This window comes from Corynebacterium poyangense (genome assembly GCF_014522205.1).
Lineage (GTDB): Bacteria > Actinomycetota > Actinomycetes > Mycobacteriales > Mycobacteriaceae > Corynebacterium > Corynebacterium poyangense.
Window position 1 is genome coordinate 583,436 of sequence record NZ_CP046884.1, and the last position, 18,652, is coordinate 602,087.

The window sequence follows — 18,652 nt, forward strand, 5'->3', positions numbered from 1 at the left end:
CAACCTATCCATGAGTTCTCGCATTATGGCCCTATGGTTTCCCGACTGGCCGATCCAAGCTGCTGGTCTTTGCGCCCCGGCTGCACTAGCTTCGGATCACCGGATATGGGTATGCGATACTAAGGCTCGTGATGCAGGGGTGCGTCGGGGGATGCGGTTGCGCGAAGCTCAAGCTCTGTGCCCGAAACTATCTCTGGCAACTCGGGACCAGGATCGAGATGCTCGTATTTTCAGCAGCATTGTGGCGGCTGTGGATGAGGTTGTGGCTGCGGCAGAAATACTAAGACCTGGTTTGGTGATCCTTGATGCCACCGCTGCTGCCCATTATTACGGTGGGGAAGATACAGCAGGTGAACTTCTCCTTGATGCTGTGGCCCGTCGCGGTAGTGACTGTTTCCTAGGCGTAGCTGATAGCATCTCTACCGCAGTGCTGGCCGCTCGCTACGGTCAGGTAGTTCCCCAAGGAAAATCCCGCACCTTTTTAGACTCCCTTCCCTTATCCATCTTGGACATAGAACCGGCTCTAGGCTGCGACCATGATGTGCTAGAACGCCTCAAAGACCTTGGTATTCACACCCTTGGGCAGGTAGCGAACCTACCCAAGTCTGCAATGGCGGCTCGTTTTTCTCACGCCGGTGTGCATTGCTGGAACATCGCTCAGGAACAAGCAGACCGCCACCATGGTGTGGTGCCAGCAACTCCTCCCCCGGACTTGAGCGTCTCCTATTTCCCTGAGGAAGCCATCACCAGGATAGATACGGCGGCGTTTTTAGCCCGAAAGCTTGCCCACCAATTACATCAACGCCTGTACCAGGCCGGGGTGATATGTCATCGGCTCCGCATTAAAGCTGAAATCCAACAAGAAGACCTTAGCCGGGTGTGGCGTACTCGTGACCCGTTAACTGAGTCCGCCACAGCAGAACGAGTCCGTTGGCAAGTGGATGCCTGGTTACACTCTGGTGGTCGTGGTGGACTGACCGCACTATCGCTAGAACCGGTAGAAGTCTCCACCCCCGATAGTTCCGATCCATTGTGGGGTGGGCGTTCAGAACGCACACAGGTACAGCGGGTAGCGCAACGGGTACAAACCATGTTGGATTGTCAGGCAGTGGTAGAACCCCATAGCGTTGGAGGGCGTGGGGTGGCGGAGAGAATTAGGATGCGTCCTTTTGGTGAGGAAGATGACATAGAGCAGCCACATAAGGCTCCGTGGGAAGGTGCTATTTTAGGTCCTTTACCAGCTCGTTTGGGCGGTGGTCCGGAGCATCCTGCGCACCGAATTTCTCTAGTTGACGCTCAAGGCCAAGCAGTATTTGTCAATCAGGAAGCGCTGTTGACGAGGGAACCAGTAGCTATGGGATGGGGACAGCAACGTTTTCGAGTCCTAGCGTGGGCGGGGCCTTGGCCAGTTGATGATCTTTTGGCCGGAGGTGGGCGCTGTGCTCGCCTCCAGCTTGTTGCTCAGGCAGAAGGGGAGGAACGTCCGCGTGCTTGGCTTATGGTGTGGCTACAAGGGCAATGGAGAATTGAAGCAAGCTACGTCTAGGGGTGCTTTGTACACTAAGTTTCATGCAATGTGGAGATCAGTGTTCAGTTCGATGCTCCGATCATCAGGTAGAGCCACTACCGGGGACAGGGAAAAAGGAACGATGCGTGGTGGCTATGGAATTTCCTGGTGGGTGGAGTCGCGATGTGCTGGATGGAGATACCTTTGGAGTAGAACTTAGCGCGCTGATCTCTGAGCACGTGACATCCGCTGGGGCTGGCTTGCAGCTGATCCGTAAGCCAGGCCGTAAGGGGCGACGGGTCAAAGAACTTCATGTCTATGTGGTGGACTATCAACGAGCTCAGTGCGTAGGAACCACGATCTCTCATGCCGCTGAGATTCTGGATCTAGATCTTGCCAGCGCCTGGGACTGCACGCAGTTCCATCCCGTGGATCATCCACTTTTCCTGATCTGCACACACGCTAAACGGGATGCGTGTTGCGCTATTAAAGGTCGCCCGATTGCACAAGCCTTAGAAGATTCATTCGGCGGAGACATTGTCTGGGAAACCTCTCATATGAAAGGGCACCGCTTTGCCGCGACCGCTCTACTATGGCCGTGGGGTTATAGCTTTGGCCGATTATCCATTGCTGATGCTGCACGCATCACCGAGCGCGCCCACCATGGTCTTTTCTCGCTTTTCGCTAACCGGGGGCGGGGGATATATAGCCCGACGGGTCAAGTTGCGGAGTTGGCGGTAGTGGAGGTTTTACTCCAGGCCGGAGAAGAAGTACATTATGGGGATTTAACTCTCATAACCCCGGCGGATACAGCTGCTGGAATAGAGCAAGTAACACACCGGGATGGCCGAGTGTGGCGGGTTTCTTTAGCCTCCCGCCACGTTGATGGAGTGGTAGCTTCGTGCGGCACCTTGCCCAAACAGGGGACTGTGTGGGAAGCAGTTGAGGTAGCTATGGTGAAAAAGAGCTAGCGTCGCATGATTTTCTTAGATAGCCAGTTACCAAAAAGCTGTGCTATCTGGACAATGGCGATGATAGTAAGAGTTGCTACGTAAGTGACTTCCCAATCAAAAGCCCGATAACCATAGGTGATGGCGAAGTCACCGAGACCTCCACCGCCGACGTAGCCGGCCATGGCGGACATATCGACTACAGCGATAAAGATGAAAGTGTAGCCCAGTACCAGTGGCCCTAGTGCCTCCGGAATGATCACTGTGGTGATGATTTTCCAAGGCCCAGCCCCCATGGCTCGCGCTGCCTCAATGACACCGGGATCAATAGACACCAAGTTTTGTTCCACAATTCGCGCTACCCCAAAGGTCGCTGCAATAGACATGATGAAGGTGGCGGCTTCTCGCCCAATCGTGGTTCCCACCACCATGAGGGTCAACGGTCCAAAAGCGGCAATCATAATGATGAAGGGGATGGGGCGAACAAAATTCACCAGCACGTTAAGGACGGTGTACACCACGCTATTGCGCAAAATTCCTTGAGAACGAGTGGTGTAGAGCAACACACCTAAGGCGAGGCCTAAGAGGCCGCCAACAATCATGGCTAAGGACACCATGATGAGAGTGTCCACGATGGCATTGGCGAATGTTCCACCTAGCCGGTTCCAATCAGCGGCGAGGGTAGTGATGGTCATCGTGCGATCTCCTGAATATCAGTACTGCGCTCTAAGCTGCGGTAGAACTCCTCCACTGCTGTTTCTGGCCCATGAAGCCGGACAGTCATCTTTCCGAAGCTTCGTTGCTGTAGGGTAGTGACCCCACCATGCACAATCGAAAGCTCGACGCCTGCTTCACGGGCGCGGGCAGCAGCGGCAAAAAATCCGGAGTTTTCGGTGAGGTTGATGGTAAATAACCGGCCGTCGTGAGCTAGCAGATCCTCGGTTTCTACGTGGTCTGGGGTATTGCGCAACGAAGTGGCGACGAAGCGAGCAGCCACATCGGTTTTGGGGTTAGAAAAGACCTCGTAGACGCTGCCATGCTCAATGACTTTGCCATTTTCCATGACGGCTACGGAATCCGCGATAGAACGAACCACTTCCATTTCATGGGTGATAACGACGATGGTGATGCCTAGCTCCCGGTTGACTTCTCGGAGAAGTTTCAACACATCCTGAGTGGTTTCCGGGTCAAGAGCAGAGGTGGCTTCATCCGCTAAGAGCAATTTTGGTTTCGTAGCTAAGGCGCGGGCGATGCCTACCCGTTGTTTTTGTCCACCGGATAATTGCTCAGGATAGTGGTCATGACGGTCAGCAAGTCCCACGAATTCCAATAGCTCTGTGACCCGTTGTTTTCGCTCAGCACTTTTCATTCCGGCGAGTTTTAATGGGTATTCAATGTTTCCTGCAGTGGTGCGGGATTGAAATAAGTTGAACTGTTGGAAAATCATTCCAATGTTGGAGCGGATCGCGCGTAGCTGCCGTTCCGACAGTCCCACAATATTGGTTCCATCGAGCAACAGCTCTCCGGACGTCGGGGTATCTAGCCCATTAATTAACCGAACAAGGGTAGATTTACCAGCCCCGGAGTAACCAATGACGCCCAGAATCTCACCGGGTTGCACGTTGAGCGTGACATCATCAACGGCGGTGGTTTTTTCTTTTCCGGAGGTCGTGAAAACTTTGGAGACATGGCGGAACTCAATAGCAGTTCCCTGTCGTGATTGTGAAGTGGAAAGAGTCACAGTTCCGTTCTGCTTACTTACTAGTTCTTATGAGAACGCTCATCGTCTTCCAGCCGCTTTAAGATGGCTTGGAGGTCACTGGCGTCTCGGTCAACAGCCACATTGGTCCCGCGAGAATCCTGGCTATTAGCTTCCAGCACCTCGGGATCATGGAAAATCTTTACCAGCTTGGTGAGCTGTGGATTATCGGCGTTATCTGGGCGAGTTACAAAAACATTGATGTAGGGTTCCGCTTCGGTGGAATTCGGATCATCCTTGAACACCGCTGCTTTGGCGTCGATCCCAGCTCGATCTAGGAAGTTGTTGTTGATAATAGCTGGGCGGCCTTCCCCATAGGCGGTGGTGGTTTGAGCCGCGTCAACCGGAATAACGGATACCTTGGAGGCCTTGCTATCAATATCGGCTGGAGTCGGGGTAATGATGTTCGAATCTTTGAGGGTGATCAATTTGGCCTGGACCAGCACATTGATGGCTCGTCCCTGGTTTGAGGAGTCACTAGGGATAGCAACTTCTTGGCCTTCGATACCGTCAAGGTTGTCATGGCCTTTCCAATAAAGCCCGAGCGGGACGATCTCAGACGCCCCAATAGGAACCAAGTTGGCATTGGAACCAACATTGTAGGTGGCGAGGAATTTAAGGTGCTGGAAAAGGTTGACATCTAATTGACCCTGAGCCAGCGCATCATTGGGGGTGTTGTAATCATTAAATGGCACCATCTCAATATTGATGCCTTGCTCCTCAGCTTTGTCTTCTAAGACTTTCCACACTTGCTTTTCGGAGTCGGTGGTCCCGATTTTAATTTCGGAGCCATCACTGTGAGAAGAGCAAGCGCTTAAACCTCCTAAGGTGAGCGCAGCAGCTAAACCGACCGCCATGGCGCGTTTGAACATGGGGGATTCACCTCTATTTTTCTTTCTGAGCACTCTCATAAGAGATGCCCTCTCGCTGAATTTGCTAACGAGCCGAACATTATCACTATCGGACAACTTAGTCTATTTGATTCCCATTAATAGTAGACCAAGCTGTAAATATCGAACATGTGTACTAGAATAATCGCTATGCATTTTCACGGTGGGGAAGCACTAAGTTGGTCTCGGCTAGAACGGATTTTATCGGGCCAGCCAGGGCCAGAACCAGTCCCTGCCATCACAGAAGATGATGGTTTTTCTCCTCAGTCATTAGAGTTGGCAAAGCCGGGTGGTTTTGCAGAGCTTCACGCCTACAGCAGCTTCAATTTTAAGGACGGAGCATCTCATCCTGAAACGATGGTTCTGCGTGCCGCAGAATTAGGTCTAGAAGCATTAGCTCTGCTTGACAGGGATGGATTCTATGGTTCTGTCCGTTTTGCAGAAGCTGCCAAAGCGCTAAAATTACCGACGGTTTTTGGGGCAGAGCTCAGTCTTCAGGAAGGAATTTTACCCATTTTGTGTCGCAGCCCTGAAGGGTATAGGCGTCTATCTCGGCTCATTAGCGAAGCTCGCATGAAAGCAAGGAATAAAGATGCAGTGTGCTATCCAGAGCTAGGAGAAATTTTAGAAAGAGGGGCCGACACCTGGGTCTTTTTGGCAGATCATCACTGGGCGCACCATATAGAACTGATGATCGATATAGTGGGGAATAATTCTGTAGTTCGGGAATATGAAGTCACCATGCTTCCAGACAATGCAGATCATCATTGCGTGGTAGATCAGTTTCCAACACGCCACGGTATCTTGACAGCTCGCCCAGCAGTAGCGACTGTTCACGATAAAGACCTAGCCCGAGCTAAACGTTCTTTGGCTCATCACCAATCAGTAGGGGCAGCGCGAGGGCGGATTCACCCTATGGGTGCTCCGTGGTTACGTTCCGCCGAGCAGATGCGTCGAATGTTCCCCGGACGTCCTGATCTACTGTCATATACTGTTGAGCTCGCGCAGGAGTGCGCCTTTGACCTGGACTTATTAGCTCCAAATTTACCCAATTGGGACGTTCCTCCAGGGCATACCGAGATGACCTGGTTAAGAGAACTCGTAGCCCAAGGGTGGGAGCAGCGCTACGGAAAATTTTCTGACGCCTTAGCACACAAAGCGAAACACCAAATTGATTATGAATTGGCCTTAATCGAACAACTGAATTTCCCCGGTTACTTCCTTATCATTCATGGCATCGTGCAGTTTTGTCGACATTCCGGGATCTTATGCCAGGGAAGAGGATCGGCTGCAAATTCGGCGGTGTGTTTTGCCTTAGGCATAACGAACGTAGAACCCATGGTCGCAGAATTACTTTTTGAAAGATTTTTATCCCCCGAGCGCGATGGTCCACCAGACATTGATCTTGATATTGAATCCGGCAGAAGAGAAGAAGTAATTCAGTATGTTTATCACCGATACGGTAGAGAAAACGCAGCTCAGGTAGCGAATGTGATAAGTTATCGCCGTAAAGGGGCGCGACGGGATGCGGGGCGAGCGCTGGGCTATCCTCAAGGAACTATTGATTCTTGGTCACGCCGTAGCGATAAAGCGCCGGAGCAGGTGGAAAAACTCGCGGAGAAATTCCTTGGCCATCCTCGACACCTGGGAATACATTCCGGAGGGATGGTTATTTGTGACCGCCCCATTGCCGATGTGGTGCCCATCGAGTGGGCTCGAATGGCGAACCGTTCCGTGGTGCAATGGGATAAAGAGGATTGCGCTGTTGCCGGGTTAGTGAAATTTGATCTTCTGGGCTTAGGGATGCTTAGCGCTCTTCATGCCATGATCGACTTAGTTGCTCGCCATCGTGGCCAGAAAATTAATCTTTGGGAAATAGATCTCACCGAAGAACCCGTATATGAGATGTTGTGCCGCGCTGATGCCATCGGCGTTTTCCAAGTGGAATCTCGCGCTCAATTAGCTACCTTGCCGCGACTCCAACCGCGTACCTTTTTTGATCTAGTTGTGGAGGTTGCGCTTATTCGCCCCGGCCCTATTCAAGGAGGTTCGGTGCATCCCTATCTTCGGAGACGTCGAGGGGAAGAAGAAATCACGTATGACCACCCGGTTTTAGAAAAATCTCTGAGAAAGACTTTGGGGGTGCCGCTGTTCCAAGAACAACTTATGCATATTGCGGTAGATGCAGCGGGGTTTAGCGCAGCAGAGGCCGATGCTTTACGACGCGCTATGGGGTCGCAGCGTTCTACTGCGCGGATGGCGGTGCTGAGGGAAAAATTTTTCCAGGGGCTAGCCGCTACAAGTGGAATCGTCGGCGACACCGCCGAAGCCTTATGGCACAAAATCTTGGCTTTCGCCGCCTATGGTTTCCCCGAATCCCACGCCCAGTCTTTCGCCTCATTGGTGTATTTTTCAGCGTGGTTTAAGTACCACTATCCGGCCGAGTTTTGCGTGGGATTATTGCGATCACAACCAATGGGTTTTTATTCCCCGCAGTCATTAGTTGCCGATGCTCGACGCCATGGAGTCCCCATCTTGCCGGTCTGTGTCCATCATTCTGGAGTAGCGGCAGATAGCCCCGAGGGGGCCATCCGGTTAGGGTTATCATCACTCAAAGGTCTGCCAGACTCCGTTGCCCAGCGCATAGTAGCTGCCCGAAACGATGGACTATTTCGCTCTATTGCTGATTTAGCTCGACGAGCTGATCTCACGGTGCAGCATACCGAGATCTTGGCCCGAGGTGGGGCCTTAGAATGCTTGGTCCCGGATAGACGTCGTGCTCTGTGGGAAGCAGGGGTGGCCGCTACCGAGCATGACGGAATGTTCCCCGGGCTTAGTGATGTCCCTGCTCCAGCACTACCGGGGATGAGTACTTTTGAACTTTTCGCCGCAGATATTGCCGCAACTGGTATCACCCCAGCAGAACAACCCATGTTTTTACTTAGGAAAACCCTAGCTGAACAGGGAGTTTTATGTACCGCGGCGCTTAGCCAGGTCCCAGACGGTTCAAGCGTGGAAGTAGCTGGAATTATTACCCATCGGCAACGCCCCAGAACAGCTTCTGGAGTGATTTTTCTAGGGATGGAAGATGAAACCGGGCTGGCTAATATCGTGGTGTCGCCGGGACTGTGGCGCCGATATGAAAAAGTCGCTCGAACCTCTCGGGGGCTAGTGGTGAGAGGGAAGGTTCAAAACCGCACGGGAGCGGTATTGGTGGTGGCAGATAAGTTGAGTGATCTTCAGTTTGCAGCAGCCTTGAGCAGGGGATCACGGGATTTTCGATGACTAGATCACACTCAATAGGGGGCAGGGAGAACAGCCACATCAACTGAGCGCAATGAGCTATGTGACAATCTAAGAAGCGACTAAGAAGAAAGGAAGTGACTGCGTGGATACTTCATGGGAACCTACCCTAGGGGCTGGGCCGCTTTTGGCAATAGCGGCTGGTTCGGTAGCCCTCATTTTGCTGCTCATCATTGTTTTTAAACTGCACGCCTTCCTCACCCTCATAGTGGTGTCGGCAGCAACTGCCCTGGCAACCGGAATACCGGTTGCGAAAATTGTGCCAACAATGACGGAAGGCTTCGGCAGCACCCTAGCTAATGTGGCGCTCCTGGTCGGCCTGGGGGCAATGCTGGGAAGGCTGGTGGAAACCTCCGGTGGGGCAAAATCACTCGCCGAGAAAATGATCGATATTTTTGGTGAAAATCGGGCTCCCTTTGCCTTAGGGCTTGCCTCTCTCATTGTGGGATTCCCCATTTTCTTTGACGCGGGTCTGGTAGTAATGCTGCCAGTGATTTTCGCAGTGGCCCGACGCATGAAAGGCTCAGTGCTGGCCTACGGGATCCCAGCCGCAGGCGCATTCTCCGTGATGCATGTGTTTGTTCCACCTCATCCAGGCCCCATTGCAGCCAGCGAATACTACCACGCCAATGTGGGAATGGTCCTGCTCGTCGGCCTCATTATTGCGCTGCCGACCTGGTACCTCACCGGCTACCTATTGGGTCTATTTCTGGGAAGAAAATTTCACCTTCCAGTACCAGATATTCTCTCCGGGGGGCCAGAAAACACCGAGGACATAAAAAATCCAGCCGGCGCGGGTGCGGTAATCTTCGTCATTCTTATTCCGATGCTGCTGATTTTTGGCAACACGGGAATGAACATGGCTGCCAGCGCGGGATTTGTAAACTCTGATTCTCTTCTTCCTCGTGTCTTAACTTTCCTTGGCTCGACGTCAATAGCTCTCCTCATTACCACGCTTGTGGCGCTATGGTTACTCGGCACTCGGCGAGGAGAAAAACGCAGCGCTGTGGAGCGCACCGTTGAAGGGGCGCTGGGTCCAATTTGCTCGGTGGTGTTGATTACGGGAGCCGGCGGAATGTTTGGCGGTGTGCTGAGAACTTCAGGTATCGGAGATGCTTTGTCGGATTCCATGTCCTCACTGCATCTGCCGGTCATTGTGGGATGTTTCATCGTAGCTGCGGTACTTAGGGTTGCTCAGGGGTCTGCCACCGTTGCTCTGACGACTGCTGCTGCATTAATGGCTCCAGCCGTGATTAACAGTGGGTTTAATGACCTTCAAATTGCCGTGATTGTGGTGGCTACTGCCGCTGGGTCGGTTATTGCTAGCCATGTCAATGACTCGGGATTCTGGCTGGTTGGTCGCCTCATGGGGATGGATACTGCCACCACTTTAAAAACCTGGACCGTCAACCAAACGCTGATCGCTGTGGTGGGATTCATTTTCTCAGTTCTCATCTTTGCTCTCGCTGGGGTGGTTGCCTAGCAGTTCAACACTGGTTTCATCCTTTGATCTCATAATTTCGGGTACTTGAAGAATAATTGTTCATCTAACCGAATTTCATGTTATTATTGCACCTGTTTTTCAATTCAATCTCTTGTAACACGGTGGAATATCAAAGGAGAAATCAGTGCTAAAAAAGAAAACTCTGGCCTTAGCTGGAGTCGCTTTGTGTGGGGTCAGTGCCCTCGGCGCATGTGCCACGGAAGGGGTAGATCAGGGGGATTCAAAGAACCTGAACATCGTGGCAAGCACAACCCAGATCTGTGACTACATAACGCAAATTCTGGGATCAGAACAAAGCGAAATACAGCTTCATCGAACGGATTCGCAGGGCACGTCCGTCGACCTTGGCGCTAGTGACGCCAACGGCGCGCATCCGGCAGAAGTAGATCTGACCTGTCTGCTTGCTCCCAATGCCACAGCTCACGAGCATGAGATGACGCCTCAGCAGATGAACGCTTTGTCTCGGGCGGACCTTTTCTTTATCAACGGGGTAGATCTGGAACACTTCCTTGATTCCGCGGTAGAATCCTCCGGATTCACCGGAAAAATGGTGGCTACCTCTGGGTTGCGGACGTCAGAGGAAAAGACAGATCCTCACGGTGCGCAGAATAAGAGCGCCGAGTTTCCTTTTATTGTTGAGGACGGGGCAGAAAAAGTTGCTCTAGAAAAGTGGCCCTTCCCGCCAGAAGGCGACGAAAAAGACGGATCGGCTTTCGTCTTTGACCCTCATGTGTGGACTTCGCCGCGTAACGCCATGATTCAGGTCCGCAACATCGGTGCAGCAATGACAGCTGCCGCCCCGGACTCGGCAGACACTATCCGCAACCAGGTAGATCAGTATCTCAGGAGACTTCAGGCCTTAGACAGCTGGGCTCGAGAGTCTCTTAACAGCGTTCCAGAGAAAAACCGCACCCTTTTCACCTCGCATGATGCCTTCGGATACTTCTCTCGAGAATATGGCATCAATTTCATCGGTGCTGCTCTTTCTGATTTTTCTGGCCAGCAAGATGCCACCGCTGAGCACATTGCCCAGGCTGCTCAGAGCGTTAAAGATTCCGGAGCCAAAACCCTGTTCGCGGAAAACTCTAATAATTCGAAGTCGGTGGAATCTGTAGCCAGAGCTGCCGGGGTTCGAGCCATCATCGGCGAGGACGCACTTTATGGGGACTCGCTCGGCCCAGCAGACTCCGACGGTCGCACCTATATTGGCTCCCAGCTCCACAATGTTGTTAACTTAGTAACCGCGTGGGGTGGTAAACCTGCGGACATTCCCGCACAACTTCGCGACGACTCCCCGGAGCACGTCCTTGTCTAGCCCTGCACTGCTTTTTGATGACGTGGACCTAAGCTACGGACGCTCCCCGGTGCTGACCGGAATCACCTTGAGCGTGGACCCCGGTCAGGCACTGGCGTTGATAGGGCCTAATGGTGCTGGAAAAACAACTCTTCTGCGGAGCATTTTAGGAACCGTGCGTTGTACCCACGGCCACATCCGAGTGCTGGGCAAGCCGGTTAACAAGGTGCCAGCGGGAAGAATCGGATCCGTACCGCAAAGCGCTGACCTTGACTTATCCTTCCCCGTGCGGGTGCACCAGGTTGTTGAGATGGGGCTCTATGCGGAACTCGGATGGCTAGGGCGGTTGAGGAAGGGTCACCGTCAGCGAGTCACTGAGGCATTGTCCAGGGTAGATCTTGCAGATCGAGCAACTCATCGTTTTGGGCACCTCTCCGGTGGGCAAAGACAGCGGGCGCTGTTGGCTCGATCTATCGTTGCCCACGCTGACTTGATTTTGTTAGATGAACCCTTCAATGGGCTCGACGGCCCCAATAGAAGAGCCCTAGTAGATACACTTCGCTCCCTGAAACAGGAGGGGGTTGCTGTCGTCGTTTCTACCCATGACATGGTGTTGGCAGAGGAAGTATGCGAATCCACGGTTTTACTTGCCGGACGCCAACTTGCTTGGGGCCCCACCAAAGCCGTCCTGGCTGATGAAGTGTTTCGACAGGCCTACGGGAGGACATATGTGGGATGAAATGGTCCGAGTCTTCGGCCAAAGCCTCGAACAGCTTCGCCACAGTCTCCACTTCTTTCCCGGCACAGCAGTGTTAAGCGGCGCTCCCTATATGTTTCGCGCAGCAACAATGCTGGCAGTCTTAGGCGTAGTCGGTGGGATAGTTGGGGTACTTGTCAATCTTCGATCAGCGGAATTTCACGCAGAAGCCACAGTTCACGGCATATTCCCCGGAATTGTAGTGGGTTCGCTCTGGGGTGGGGTTGATGCCATTATCCCCGGTGCAGCAATAGCAGCTATCGCGGTTGTGGTGGCTCTCAGCATAATCAGCCGACACCACAATACGGAGTCTGGAACAGCCATCATACTCACCTCCTTTTACGCCCTTGGCATGGTGATTTCTCTACGACATAAAGACATGTCCGGGCAATTGGAAGCCCTGATGTTTGGTCGCCTTCTTGACATCAATGATGAGCGTCTTTTCCAAGCCGTCCTGGTTTGTCTCCTGGCCGTGGTTATTGTTGTGGTGTCGTGGAGACAACAAATATTCTTTGCTTTTGATCGATGGGGAGCTCAATCAGCTGGCCTTCATGCAGCCGTTATTGACAGCCTGAGGAATACCGCTATCGCAGCGGTGGTGGTGGCAGCGTCCTCAGCTATCGGTGTGCTCTTAGTGATTGGCTATATCATTATCCCAGGGGCAGCAGCGAGGTTGATGTGTTCCACGGTAGCGACCATGGTCCTAGGATCCGTCACCCTGGGGGTTCTCGGGGGCTGGCTGGGCTTAGGCCTCATGTCCCTTCATCTTTCCCACCCCATCTCGCCGCAGGCTTCGGTGGCACTGTCCCTCTGTCTTCTCTACGCCGTGGTGTATTTCTTCCACCGGCTAAAGCAGGAGGTGATCACTTAACTGATGGAACCTCTCATGGTGAACATTCTTGTTCTTCCCGTCTTGGAAATTACTGTGGTGGGTGTGCTCTCTGGCCTCGTCGGGGTTTTCGCTGTGCTGAATAGACGAGTCTTTTTTAGTGAATCCATTACACACGGCACATTTCCCGGCGCAGTTCTCGGCGTCGTTGTGGGTAATACTTTCTTTGAGCTAGGGCACCACGGGCTGTCTCTGACCTTGATGATCGGGGCCTTAGCAATGTGTGTTCCCTTGAGCTGGTTAATGCACCGGCTCGCTATAGTTCCAGGGATATCTGCACAATCAGCAGCTGGGACCGTTTTGACCTTGGGATTTGCCTTAGGCTATTTCCTTAGCACCTGGTTTAAGCCCTTACCTTTAAAAATTGAGAACTTCTTAGCTGGATCACTGCTCAACGCCAATCTTATGGACCTTGGCGTAGCAAGTGCCGTGCTTAGTGGGGCGGTGCTCGTGGTGGCTGTGCACGGGAAATTCCTGATTTTCCATTGTTTTGATCCAGGTGGTTTCCGTGCGGCAGGGCACCGTTCGGCGCGCGCAGAAAGCATGATTTTATCTCTGATATGTTTGACCTCGGTTGCCGTCATCCCTGCGGTGGGAACTATTCTGTCCATCGCTTTATTAGTGGCTCCCGCTGCCGGTTTGCTTCCCTTGTGTGCATCTGCTCGTATGTTGTTGATCACCGCTCCATTGGCGGGGGCGGGAATTGGGGTCAGCGGTTTAGCTCTTGCAGTTGTTATGGATTTGTCCGCCGGCGGCACCATCGCCGTCATAGCTGGGATTTTCTATCTCTTTTGTCTCCTCCTCGCGAAGAGACAGAGAAACTAAGGCTATGCTAGCAACTATGCACGTTACCGACCTTCCGGATAAAACACAGGACTATCTCAAAACTATTTGGAGTATGTGTGAGGAAACTGGAAAGCCGGCTACGTTGGGCGCGGTAGCAAGCCGTTTAGAGCAAAAGAATTCCACGGCTTCTGAAGCGATTAAACGCCTATCAGAAAGTGGGATGGTCAACCATGAACGGTACGCGGGGATCACCTTAACGGAACGCGGCCAAGAACTTGCCCTCGCCATGGTTCGTCGGCATCGTCTTTTGGAGACATTCCTGGTCACTGTGTTGGGTTACACCTGGGATGAAGTGCATGACGAAGCCGATATTTTGGAGCATGGGATTACTGATCGACTGCTATCCCGGATTGATAGTTACTTGGGACACCCCACAAAAGACCCTCACGGGGATCCCATCCCGCAGGAAGATGGCAGTTTAGGGGAGATAGTGACGGAAAACCTCAACACGGTGGCAGCGGGGGAGACAGTGACTGTGGAGCGTATTGCCGATCATGATCCTGAACTTCTTCGTTATCTCGCAGACCACGCCATTGTTCCCGGCGCCGAGATTCAGGTGGTATCTGGCCCGACGGCAGGTTTGATGATGCTTCAGGTTGGCGCAGAGACTGTGCCGGTAGCCGAATCTGGCTTGAACGATATTTTTATCAGCCGCTGATTCTAGGGACTTACTGGCCGCCGCTAAACCCTAGTTGACGCCACGCCTCATACGTCGCTACTGCTGCTGAGTTGGAGAGGTTCATGGAGCGTCGTCCAGGCAGCATAGGGATTCTGAGCTCTTGAGTAATTCTGGGGTGTGCTAGATGTGAGGCTGGTAGGCCGGTGGGCTCAGTACCAAAAAGTAACGCATCTCCAGGTTGGTAGCTAATGGTGGTGTGCCAAGTAGGAGCTTGGGTGGTGAAGGCAAATACGCGGGAGTGGGGGATCGCGGAAAAGCACGTGTCTAAGTCTGGGTGGACAGTGACATGGGCTAGGTCGTGATAATCAAGCCCGGCGCGGCGAAGGTGCTTGTCACTAAGCACAAACCCCAAGGGTTCTACTAGGTGCAGGTGTGCTCCGGTCCCCGCGCACATCCTAATGGCATTGCCGGTGTTCGGCGGGATGACTGGGTTATCGAAAATTACGTGAAGAATCTCAGCAGTCACGGTCTTAGTCTAGGCGTTGGGAGCGTCGTGGAATAATAGCAGCATGACTGCGATCAAGCTCGACGGAAAACTCTATCGCCAAGAAATCTTCGAGGATTTACGTCAACGGGTAGCTGCCTTAAAAGAACAAGGCGTGACCCCTGGGCTAGCTACCGTCTTGGTAGGTGATGATCCAGGAAGCCACTCCTATGTGAAAATGAAGCACCGGGACTGCGAGGAAATCGGGATCACCTCTATTCGACGGGATTTACCAGGCAATATCAGCCAAGAAGAACTTCATCAAGTTATTGATGAATTAAATGAGGATCCTGCGTGTACTGGTTATATCGTGCAACTTCCTCTCCCCAAGCACCTGGACGAAAACGCGGTTTTAGAAAGAATTGACCCAGATAAGGATGCGGATGGACTCCATCCGGTTAATTTGGGAAAGCTGGTCCTGAATGAGCCCGCACCCTTACCGTGTACGCCTAATGGCTGTATTCATTTGCTGCGACGCTTCGGAGTGGAACTCGATGGCGCAAAAGTGGTGGTTATTGGGCGCGGAGTAACCGTCGGGCGTCCGATCGGTTTGCTTCTGACTCGGCGTTCAGAAAACTCTACGGTGACGTTGTGCCACACCGGAACGAAGGATCTTGCTGCTGAGACGCGGACAGCTGATGTCATTATCGCGGCTGCGGGTCGGGCCCATATGATCACTGCGGATATGGTCAAACCAGGTGCCGCGGTGCTGGATGTGGGGGTATCTCGGGTTGATGGGAAACTGTGCGGTGATGTCCACCCTGACGTCTGGGATGTCGCTGGAGCAGTATCCCCCAACCCCGGTGGGGTAGGTCCCATGACGCGCACATTCTTGGTGCGAAATATTGTCGAACGGGCAGAGCGGCTAGCGAATGAGGCTTAAACCCATTCCGCCGGGATTAAGCCTGGATAATCCCCATGATCGGAAACTACCTCCCTCGAGGGTTCCTCGCGCCATCCAATACCTCGGAATTGCGCTTTTCTTGCTCGGAATAGCTCTAGCTAGTGTTTTTGCCCTCAGCGATCACTGGCGACGAGCCACTTTTACTCTCGGCGCATCTATGCTGTGGCTCGCTGTGCTAAGACTAGGCTGTGACTCTCGAAACCTAGGGGTACTTTCCGTTCGCTCCCGGAAATTTGACACCGCCTTTTGCTGCTGCTTCGGCGGCGCCATGGTTTTTCTTTCGGCTTCGGTCGACGCCCTGGGTAGCTAGGAAAAATGGGAGCCTGGCTCCGGGAGTGTGGCAGCTGAGGCGAGGGTGATGAACCGACGGATAATTCGGTTCATTTGGCGAAACTCGGCAAGAAAAGCATCGTGCCCTACCGGAGAACTAATCCGAGCCATGCCTAATACATTGCCGAGATTTCGGGAAAGATGTTCTTGTTGGTGGTAGGGGTACAAAATATCCGTGTCTACTCCGACAACAAAACAAGGAACTTGGATAGTAGCTAAAGCTCGATTCAACCCTCCGCGACCTCGGCCAATATTGTGCCGATTAAGGGCATCGGTGAGGGTGACATAGGAACCGGCATCAAAGCGCGAGGTCAGTTTCCGGGCTTGATAGTCAAGGTAGCTTTCAATGGCAAAGCGCTGTTGTGGATCCCGCACTGGGCCCAGGGGGTTTTCTCCTTCCTGGGCTTCTACGCCAAAGCGTTCATCGAGTTCCAGCTCTCCGCGGTAGGTCAGATGCGCTATACGTCGGGCGGTAGCTAACCCCTCGCGGGGCTGCTGACCTGTGCCATAGTAGTTACCACCATGCCAGTGCGGGTCTCCTTCGATGGCATCAATCTGGGCTGCTTGAATCCCGATCTGCCAGGCACTAGCGCGAGCTGAAACAGCAATGATGGCCGCGGCAGAGAGGCGTTCCGGGTACATTGCTGCCCATTCCAGGGCGCGGGCTCCGCCCATGGAACCACCAATGACGGCATGAACCCCCTCAATGCCTAAGGCGTCGAGGAATGCAATCTCAGCGGTGACTTGATCGCGGATAGAGATACCGGGAAACCGAGATCCCCAGTACCCGCCCTCGGGGTGGGGACTTGATGGCCCGGTTGAGCCATGGCATCCACCGATGGAATTAGTGCACACCACGCAATACTTATTGGTATCTAGGGCTAGACCTGGGCCGATGAGTCCTGGCCACCATTCATCGACGTCCGGTCCACTGGTTAGGGAATGTTCTACCAGAATGATATTGGTGCGCCCGGAATCAAGTCCATGCAGTTTCCCCCATCGGCGATACGCGATGCGTGCATCGGGGATTATTGCGCCTGCTTCAGTACGCAAAGTCCCAATGTTGACTACCCCGAGTTCTCCGGGAGCGACCAGGCGGCTCATAGTGCGTCGAACCCCGTTTGAAGATCCGCAATAATATCATCAATATGTTCTAGTCCGACGGACAGCCGAATGGTGGCCTGGCTAACGCCTGCTCGCGCTAACCCCTCTTCAGTGGATTGGGAGTGCGTTGTCGATGCCGGATGGACCACTAAGGACCGGGTATCGCCAATATTGGCCAGATTGGAATGCAACTTGAGTGCGTCAATGAAAGTCCACGCTTCCTCACGCCCGCCCTTAAGATCAAAGGACAGCACTGAACCGGTATAACGCAACCCGAGTTTTTCCTTCACCGAATACCAGGGTGAGGAGGGTAGGCCCGCAAACTGAACCTTGGTCACCAGCGGATGATTGTCGAGAAACTCTGCCACCTTCAAAGCGTTTTCATTATGGCGTTCAATCCGCAGCGGCAAAGTGTCCAAACCCTGCACTATCAGCCAGGCGTTAAAAGGAGAAATGGCGGCACCGGTATCGCGCAGAAGTCCGGCGCGAGCCTTCACAGCAAACGCTGGCGCCCCTAGATCTGCGTAGCGAAGGCCATGATAAGCCGGGTCGGGTTGGGTGAAACCGGGGAAGACATCTTTACCTTCGCGCTGCACGGTCCAATCAAATTTCCCACCGTCAATAATGGCCCCACCAAGAGCCGAGCCACTTCCCCCATAGAACTTCGTTAGTGAATTCACCACGATATCGGCACCTAGTTCCAAGGGGCGCAAGACTGCTGCGGTCGCAATGGTGTTATCCACAATCAAGGGAACCTGATTACGGTGAGCGACCTCCGCAACAACCGGAACGTCTAAAATATCCGCCTGCGGGTTAGCAAAAGATTCTGCATAAAAAGCTTTAGTGTTGTCCTGTACTGCAGCTTGCCATGATTCGGGGTCGTCGGGATTGTCGACAAAACTAACGTCAATGCCTAGCCGAGGTAGGGTGACCTCAAAGAGAGTAGTGGTTCCTCCATACAGTCGGGGAGACGCGATGATGTGGTCGCCCTGCGCGGCGAGGTTCAAAATAGCTGCGGTCTCTGCAGCTTGCCCAGAAGCAAACGCTAGCGCAGCTACCCCTCCTTCTAAGGAAGCCAGGCGGTTTTCTAAAACATCTTGGGTCGGGTTGGTTAGTCGGGTGTAGATGGGGCCCGGATCAGAAAGATTAAAACGTTGGGCCGCGTGTTCAGCGGAATCAAAGACGTAGGAGGTCGTCATATAAATCGGGAGATTACGGGCACTTGTCTCGGAATCTACCGGTTGGCCAGCATGGATAGCGCGGGTTGCGAAATTCCACTCTGTCGCTTGAGAATTGTCATACTTGGGCATCGAATAAAGACCTTTCCTACTTCCCTGTCTATACCAAGTTGTCTACTTAGTGTAGAGTACTGGACCGCTCGGTCTATATCAACCTCAAAAAATCTTTACCCCTAGGGTGGGGTGAAACACAAGAAAAACCCGGACCCCTAAG

At 53.1% G+C, this 18,652-nt stretch carries 17 protein-coding genes; 11 read left to right on the forward strand and 6 right to left on the reverse strand.

Annotated features, from left to right (window positions below):
• Window positions 1–10: 10 nt before the first annotated feature.
• Together GP475_RS02805 and GP475_RS02810 are read left to right on the forward strand one after the other, a co-directional pair.
• Window positions 11–1,546 carry a Y-family DNA polymerase gene (locus GP475_RS02805; RefSeq protein ID WP_262485223.1) on the forward strand — a complete coding sequence of 512 codons (1,536 nt, stop codon included), beginning with the start codon at window positions 11–13 and terminating at the stop codon, window positions 1,544–1,546.
• 23 nt (window positions 1,547–1,569) lie between these two features.
• Window positions 1,570–2,478, forward strand: a complete 909-nt coding sequence (locus GP475_RS02810; protein ID WP_187975144.1) for a sucrase ferredoxin — start codon at window positions 1,570–1,572, stop codon at window positions 2,476–2,478.
• Here the strand turns inward: GP475_RS02810 and GP475_RS02815 are convergent.
• The 3 genes from GP475_RS02815 to GP475_RS02825 are packed head-to-tail and all read right to left on the reverse strand — an operon-like array spanning window position 2,475 to window position 5,088.
• A complete protein-coding gene (locus GP475_RS02815; protein ID WP_187975145.1) occupies window positions 2,475–3,152 on the reverse strand; it encodes a methionine ABC transporter permease in 678 nt (225 codons plus the stop codon). The genes GP475_RS02810 and GP475_RS02815 overlap by 4 nt on opposite strands.
• Complete coding sequence (locus GP475_RS02820; RefSeq protein WP_187975146.1) at window positions 3,149–4,198, reverse strand: methionine ABC transporter ATP-binding protein; 1,050 nt, start codon at window positions 4,196–4,198, stop codon at window positions 3,149–3,151. The genes GP475_RS02815 and GP475_RS02820 overlap by 4 nt, the downstream gene beginning before the upstream one ends.
• A gap of 20 nt (window positions 4,199–4,218) precedes the next feature.
• Window positions 4,219–5,088 (reverse strand): MetQ/NlpA family ABC transporter substrate-binding protein, encoded by an 870-nt coding sequence (locus GP475_RS02825; protein ID WP_187975147.1) that lies wholly within the window; start codon window positions 5,086–5,088, stop codon window positions 4,219–4,221.
• A gap of 168 nt (window positions 5,089–5,256) precedes the next feature.
• On the opposite strand from GP475_RS02825, the gene GP475_RS02830 reads away from it, so the two are divergent.
• The 7 genes from GP475_RS02830 (at window position 5,257) to GP475_RS02860 (ending at window position 14,357) form a co-directional block, all read left to right on the forward strand.
• Complete coding sequence (locus GP475_RS02830; protein WP_187975148.1) at window positions 5,257–8,391, forward strand: error-prone DNA polymerase; 3,135 nt, start codon at window positions 5,257–5,259, stop codon at window positions 8,389–8,391.
• 103 nt (window positions 8,392–8,494) lie between these two features.
• On the forward strand, window positions 8,495–9,892 hold the full coding sequence (locus tag GP475_RS02835) for a GntP family permease (RefSeq protein ID WP_187975149.1): 1,398 nt from the start codon (window positions 8,495–8,497) through the stop codon (window positions 9,890–9,892).
• Between the two features lie 145 nt (window positions 9,893–10,037).
• Entirely contained in the window at window positions 10,038–11,228 is a 1,191-nt protein-coding gene (locus GP475_RS02840; protein ID WP_187975150.1) for a metal ABC transporter substrate-binding protein, read from the forward strand.
• Complete coding sequence (locus GP475_RS02845) at window positions 11,221–11,946, forward strand: metal ABC transporter ATP-binding protein (protein ID WP_187975151.1); 726 nt, start codon at window positions 11,221–11,223, stop codon at window positions 11,944–11,946. The genes GP475_RS02840 and GP475_RS02845 overlap by 8 nt, the downstream gene beginning before the upstream one ends.
• 91 nt (window positions 11,947–12,037) lie before the next feature.
• Window positions 12,038–12,835, forward strand: coding sequence for a metal ABC transporter permease (locus GP475_RS02850; protein WP_394367423.1), 798 nt, complete (start codon window positions 12,038–12,040; stop codon window positions 12,833–12,835).
• Between the two features lie 15 nt (window positions 12,836–12,850).
• Entirely contained in the window at window positions 12,851–13,678 is an 828-nt protein-coding gene (locus GP475_RS02855) for a metal ABC transporter permease (protein ID WP_223144676.1), read from the forward strand.
• Window positions 13,679–13,694: 16 nt separating this feature from the next.
• Window positions 13,695–14,357, forward strand: coding sequence for a metal-dependent transcriptional regulator (locus tag GP475_RS02860; protein WP_187975154.1), 663 nt, complete (start codon window positions 13,695–13,697; stop codon window positions 14,355–14,357).
• A 10-nt stretch (window positions 14,358–14,367) separates the two neighbouring features.
• On the opposite strand, the gene GP475_RS02865 is transcribed toward GP475_RS02860, so the two are convergent.
• Complete coding sequence (locus GP475_RS02865) at window positions 14,368–14,844, reverse strand: tRNA (cytidine(34)-2'-O)-methyltransferase (RefSeq protein ID WP_187975155.1); 477 nt, start codon at window positions 14,842–14,844, stop codon at window positions 14,368–14,370.
• Window positions 14,845–14,887: 43 nt separating this feature from the next.
• Between GP475_RS02865 and GP475_RS02870 the strand changes: the two genes are divergently transcribed.
• Window positions 14,888–15,745 (forward strand): bifunctional methylenetetrahydrofolate dehydrogenase/methenyltetrahydrofolate cyclohydrolase, encoded by an 858-nt coding sequence (locus tag GP475_RS02870; RefSeq protein WP_187975156.1) that lies wholly within the window; start codon window positions 14,888–14,890, stop codon window positions 15,743–15,745.
• The gene (locus GP475_RS02875) at window positions 15,735–16,076 is read left to right on the forward strand and encodes a DUF3017 domain-containing protein (RefSeq protein ID WP_187975157.1); all 342 of its coding nucleotides are present in this window, start codon (window positions 15,735–15,737) and stop codon (window positions 16,074–16,076) included. The genes GP475_RS02870 and GP475_RS02875 overlap by 11 nt, the downstream gene beginning before the upstream one ends.
• On the opposite strand, the gene metX is transcribed toward GP475_RS02875, so the two are convergent.
• Window positions 16,073–17,200, reverse strand: coding sequence for a homoserine O-acetyltransferase MetX (metX, locus tag GP475_RS02880; RefSeq protein ID WP_187975158.1), 1,128 nt, complete (start codon window positions 17,198–17,200; stop codon window positions 16,073–16,075). The genes GP475_RS02875 and metX overlap by 4 nt on opposite strands.
• Entirely contained in the window at window positions 17,197–18,510 is a 1,314-nt protein-coding gene (locus tag GP475_RS02885; protein ID WP_187975159.1) for an O-acetylhomoserine/O-acetylserine sulfhydrylase, read from the reverse strand. The genes metX and GP475_RS02885 overlap by 4 nt, the downstream gene beginning before the upstream one ends.
• Window positions 18,511–18,652 lie beyond the last annotated feature (142 nt).

Excerpts from the sequence above, each read along its gene's own strand:
- GP475_RS02805 (WP_262485223.1), top strand. The coding sequence starts at position 11 with ATGAGTTCTCGCATTATGGCCCTATGGTTTCCCGACTGGCCGATCCAA.
- GP475_RS02810 (WP_187975144.1), top strand. The coding sequence starts at position 1,570 with ATGCAATGTGGAGATCAGTGTTCAGTTCGATGCTCCGATCATCAGGTA.
- GP475_RS02815 (WP_187975145.1), bottom strand. The coding sequence starts at position 3,152 with ATGACCATCACTACCCTCGCCGCTGATTGGAACCGGCTAGGTGGAACA.
- GP475_RS02825 (WP_187975147.1), bottom strand. The coding sequence starts at position 5,088 with ATGTTCAAACGCGCCATGGCGGTCGGTTTAGCTGCTGCGCTCACCTTA.
- GP475_RS02830 (WP_187975148.1), top strand. The coding sequence starts at position 5,257 with ATGCATTTTCACGGTGGGGAAGCACTAAGTTGGTCTCGGCTAGAACGG.
- GP475_RS02850 (WP_394367423.1), top strand. The coding sequence starts at position 12,038 with ATGTTTCGCGCAGCAACAATGCTGGCAGTCTTAGGCGTAGTCGGTGGG.
- GP475_RS02855 (WP_223144676.1), top strand. The coding sequence starts at position 12,851 with ATGGTGAACATTCTTGTTCTTCCCGTCTTGGAAATTACTGTGGTGGGT.
- GP475_RS02860 (WP_187975154.1), top strand. The coding sequence starts at position 13,695 with ATGCACGTTACCGACCTTCCGGATAAAACACAGGACTATCTCAAAACT.
- GP475_RS02870 (WP_187975156.1), top strand. The coding sequence starts at position 14,888 with ATGACTGCGATCAAGCTCGACGGAAAACTCTATCGCCAAGAAATCTTC.
- GP475_RS02875 (WP_187975157.1), top strand. The coding sequence starts at position 15,735 with ATGAGGCTTAAACCCATTCCGCCGGGATTAAGCCTGGATAATCCCCAT.
- metX (WP_187975158.1), bottom strand. The coding sequence starts at position 17,200 with ATGAGCCGCCTGGTCGCTCCCGGAGAACTCGGGGTAGTCAACATTGGG.
- GP475_RS02885 (WP_187975159.1), bottom strand. The coding sequence starts at position 18,510 with ATGCCCAAGTATGACAATTCTCAAGCGACAGAGTGGAATTTCGCAACC.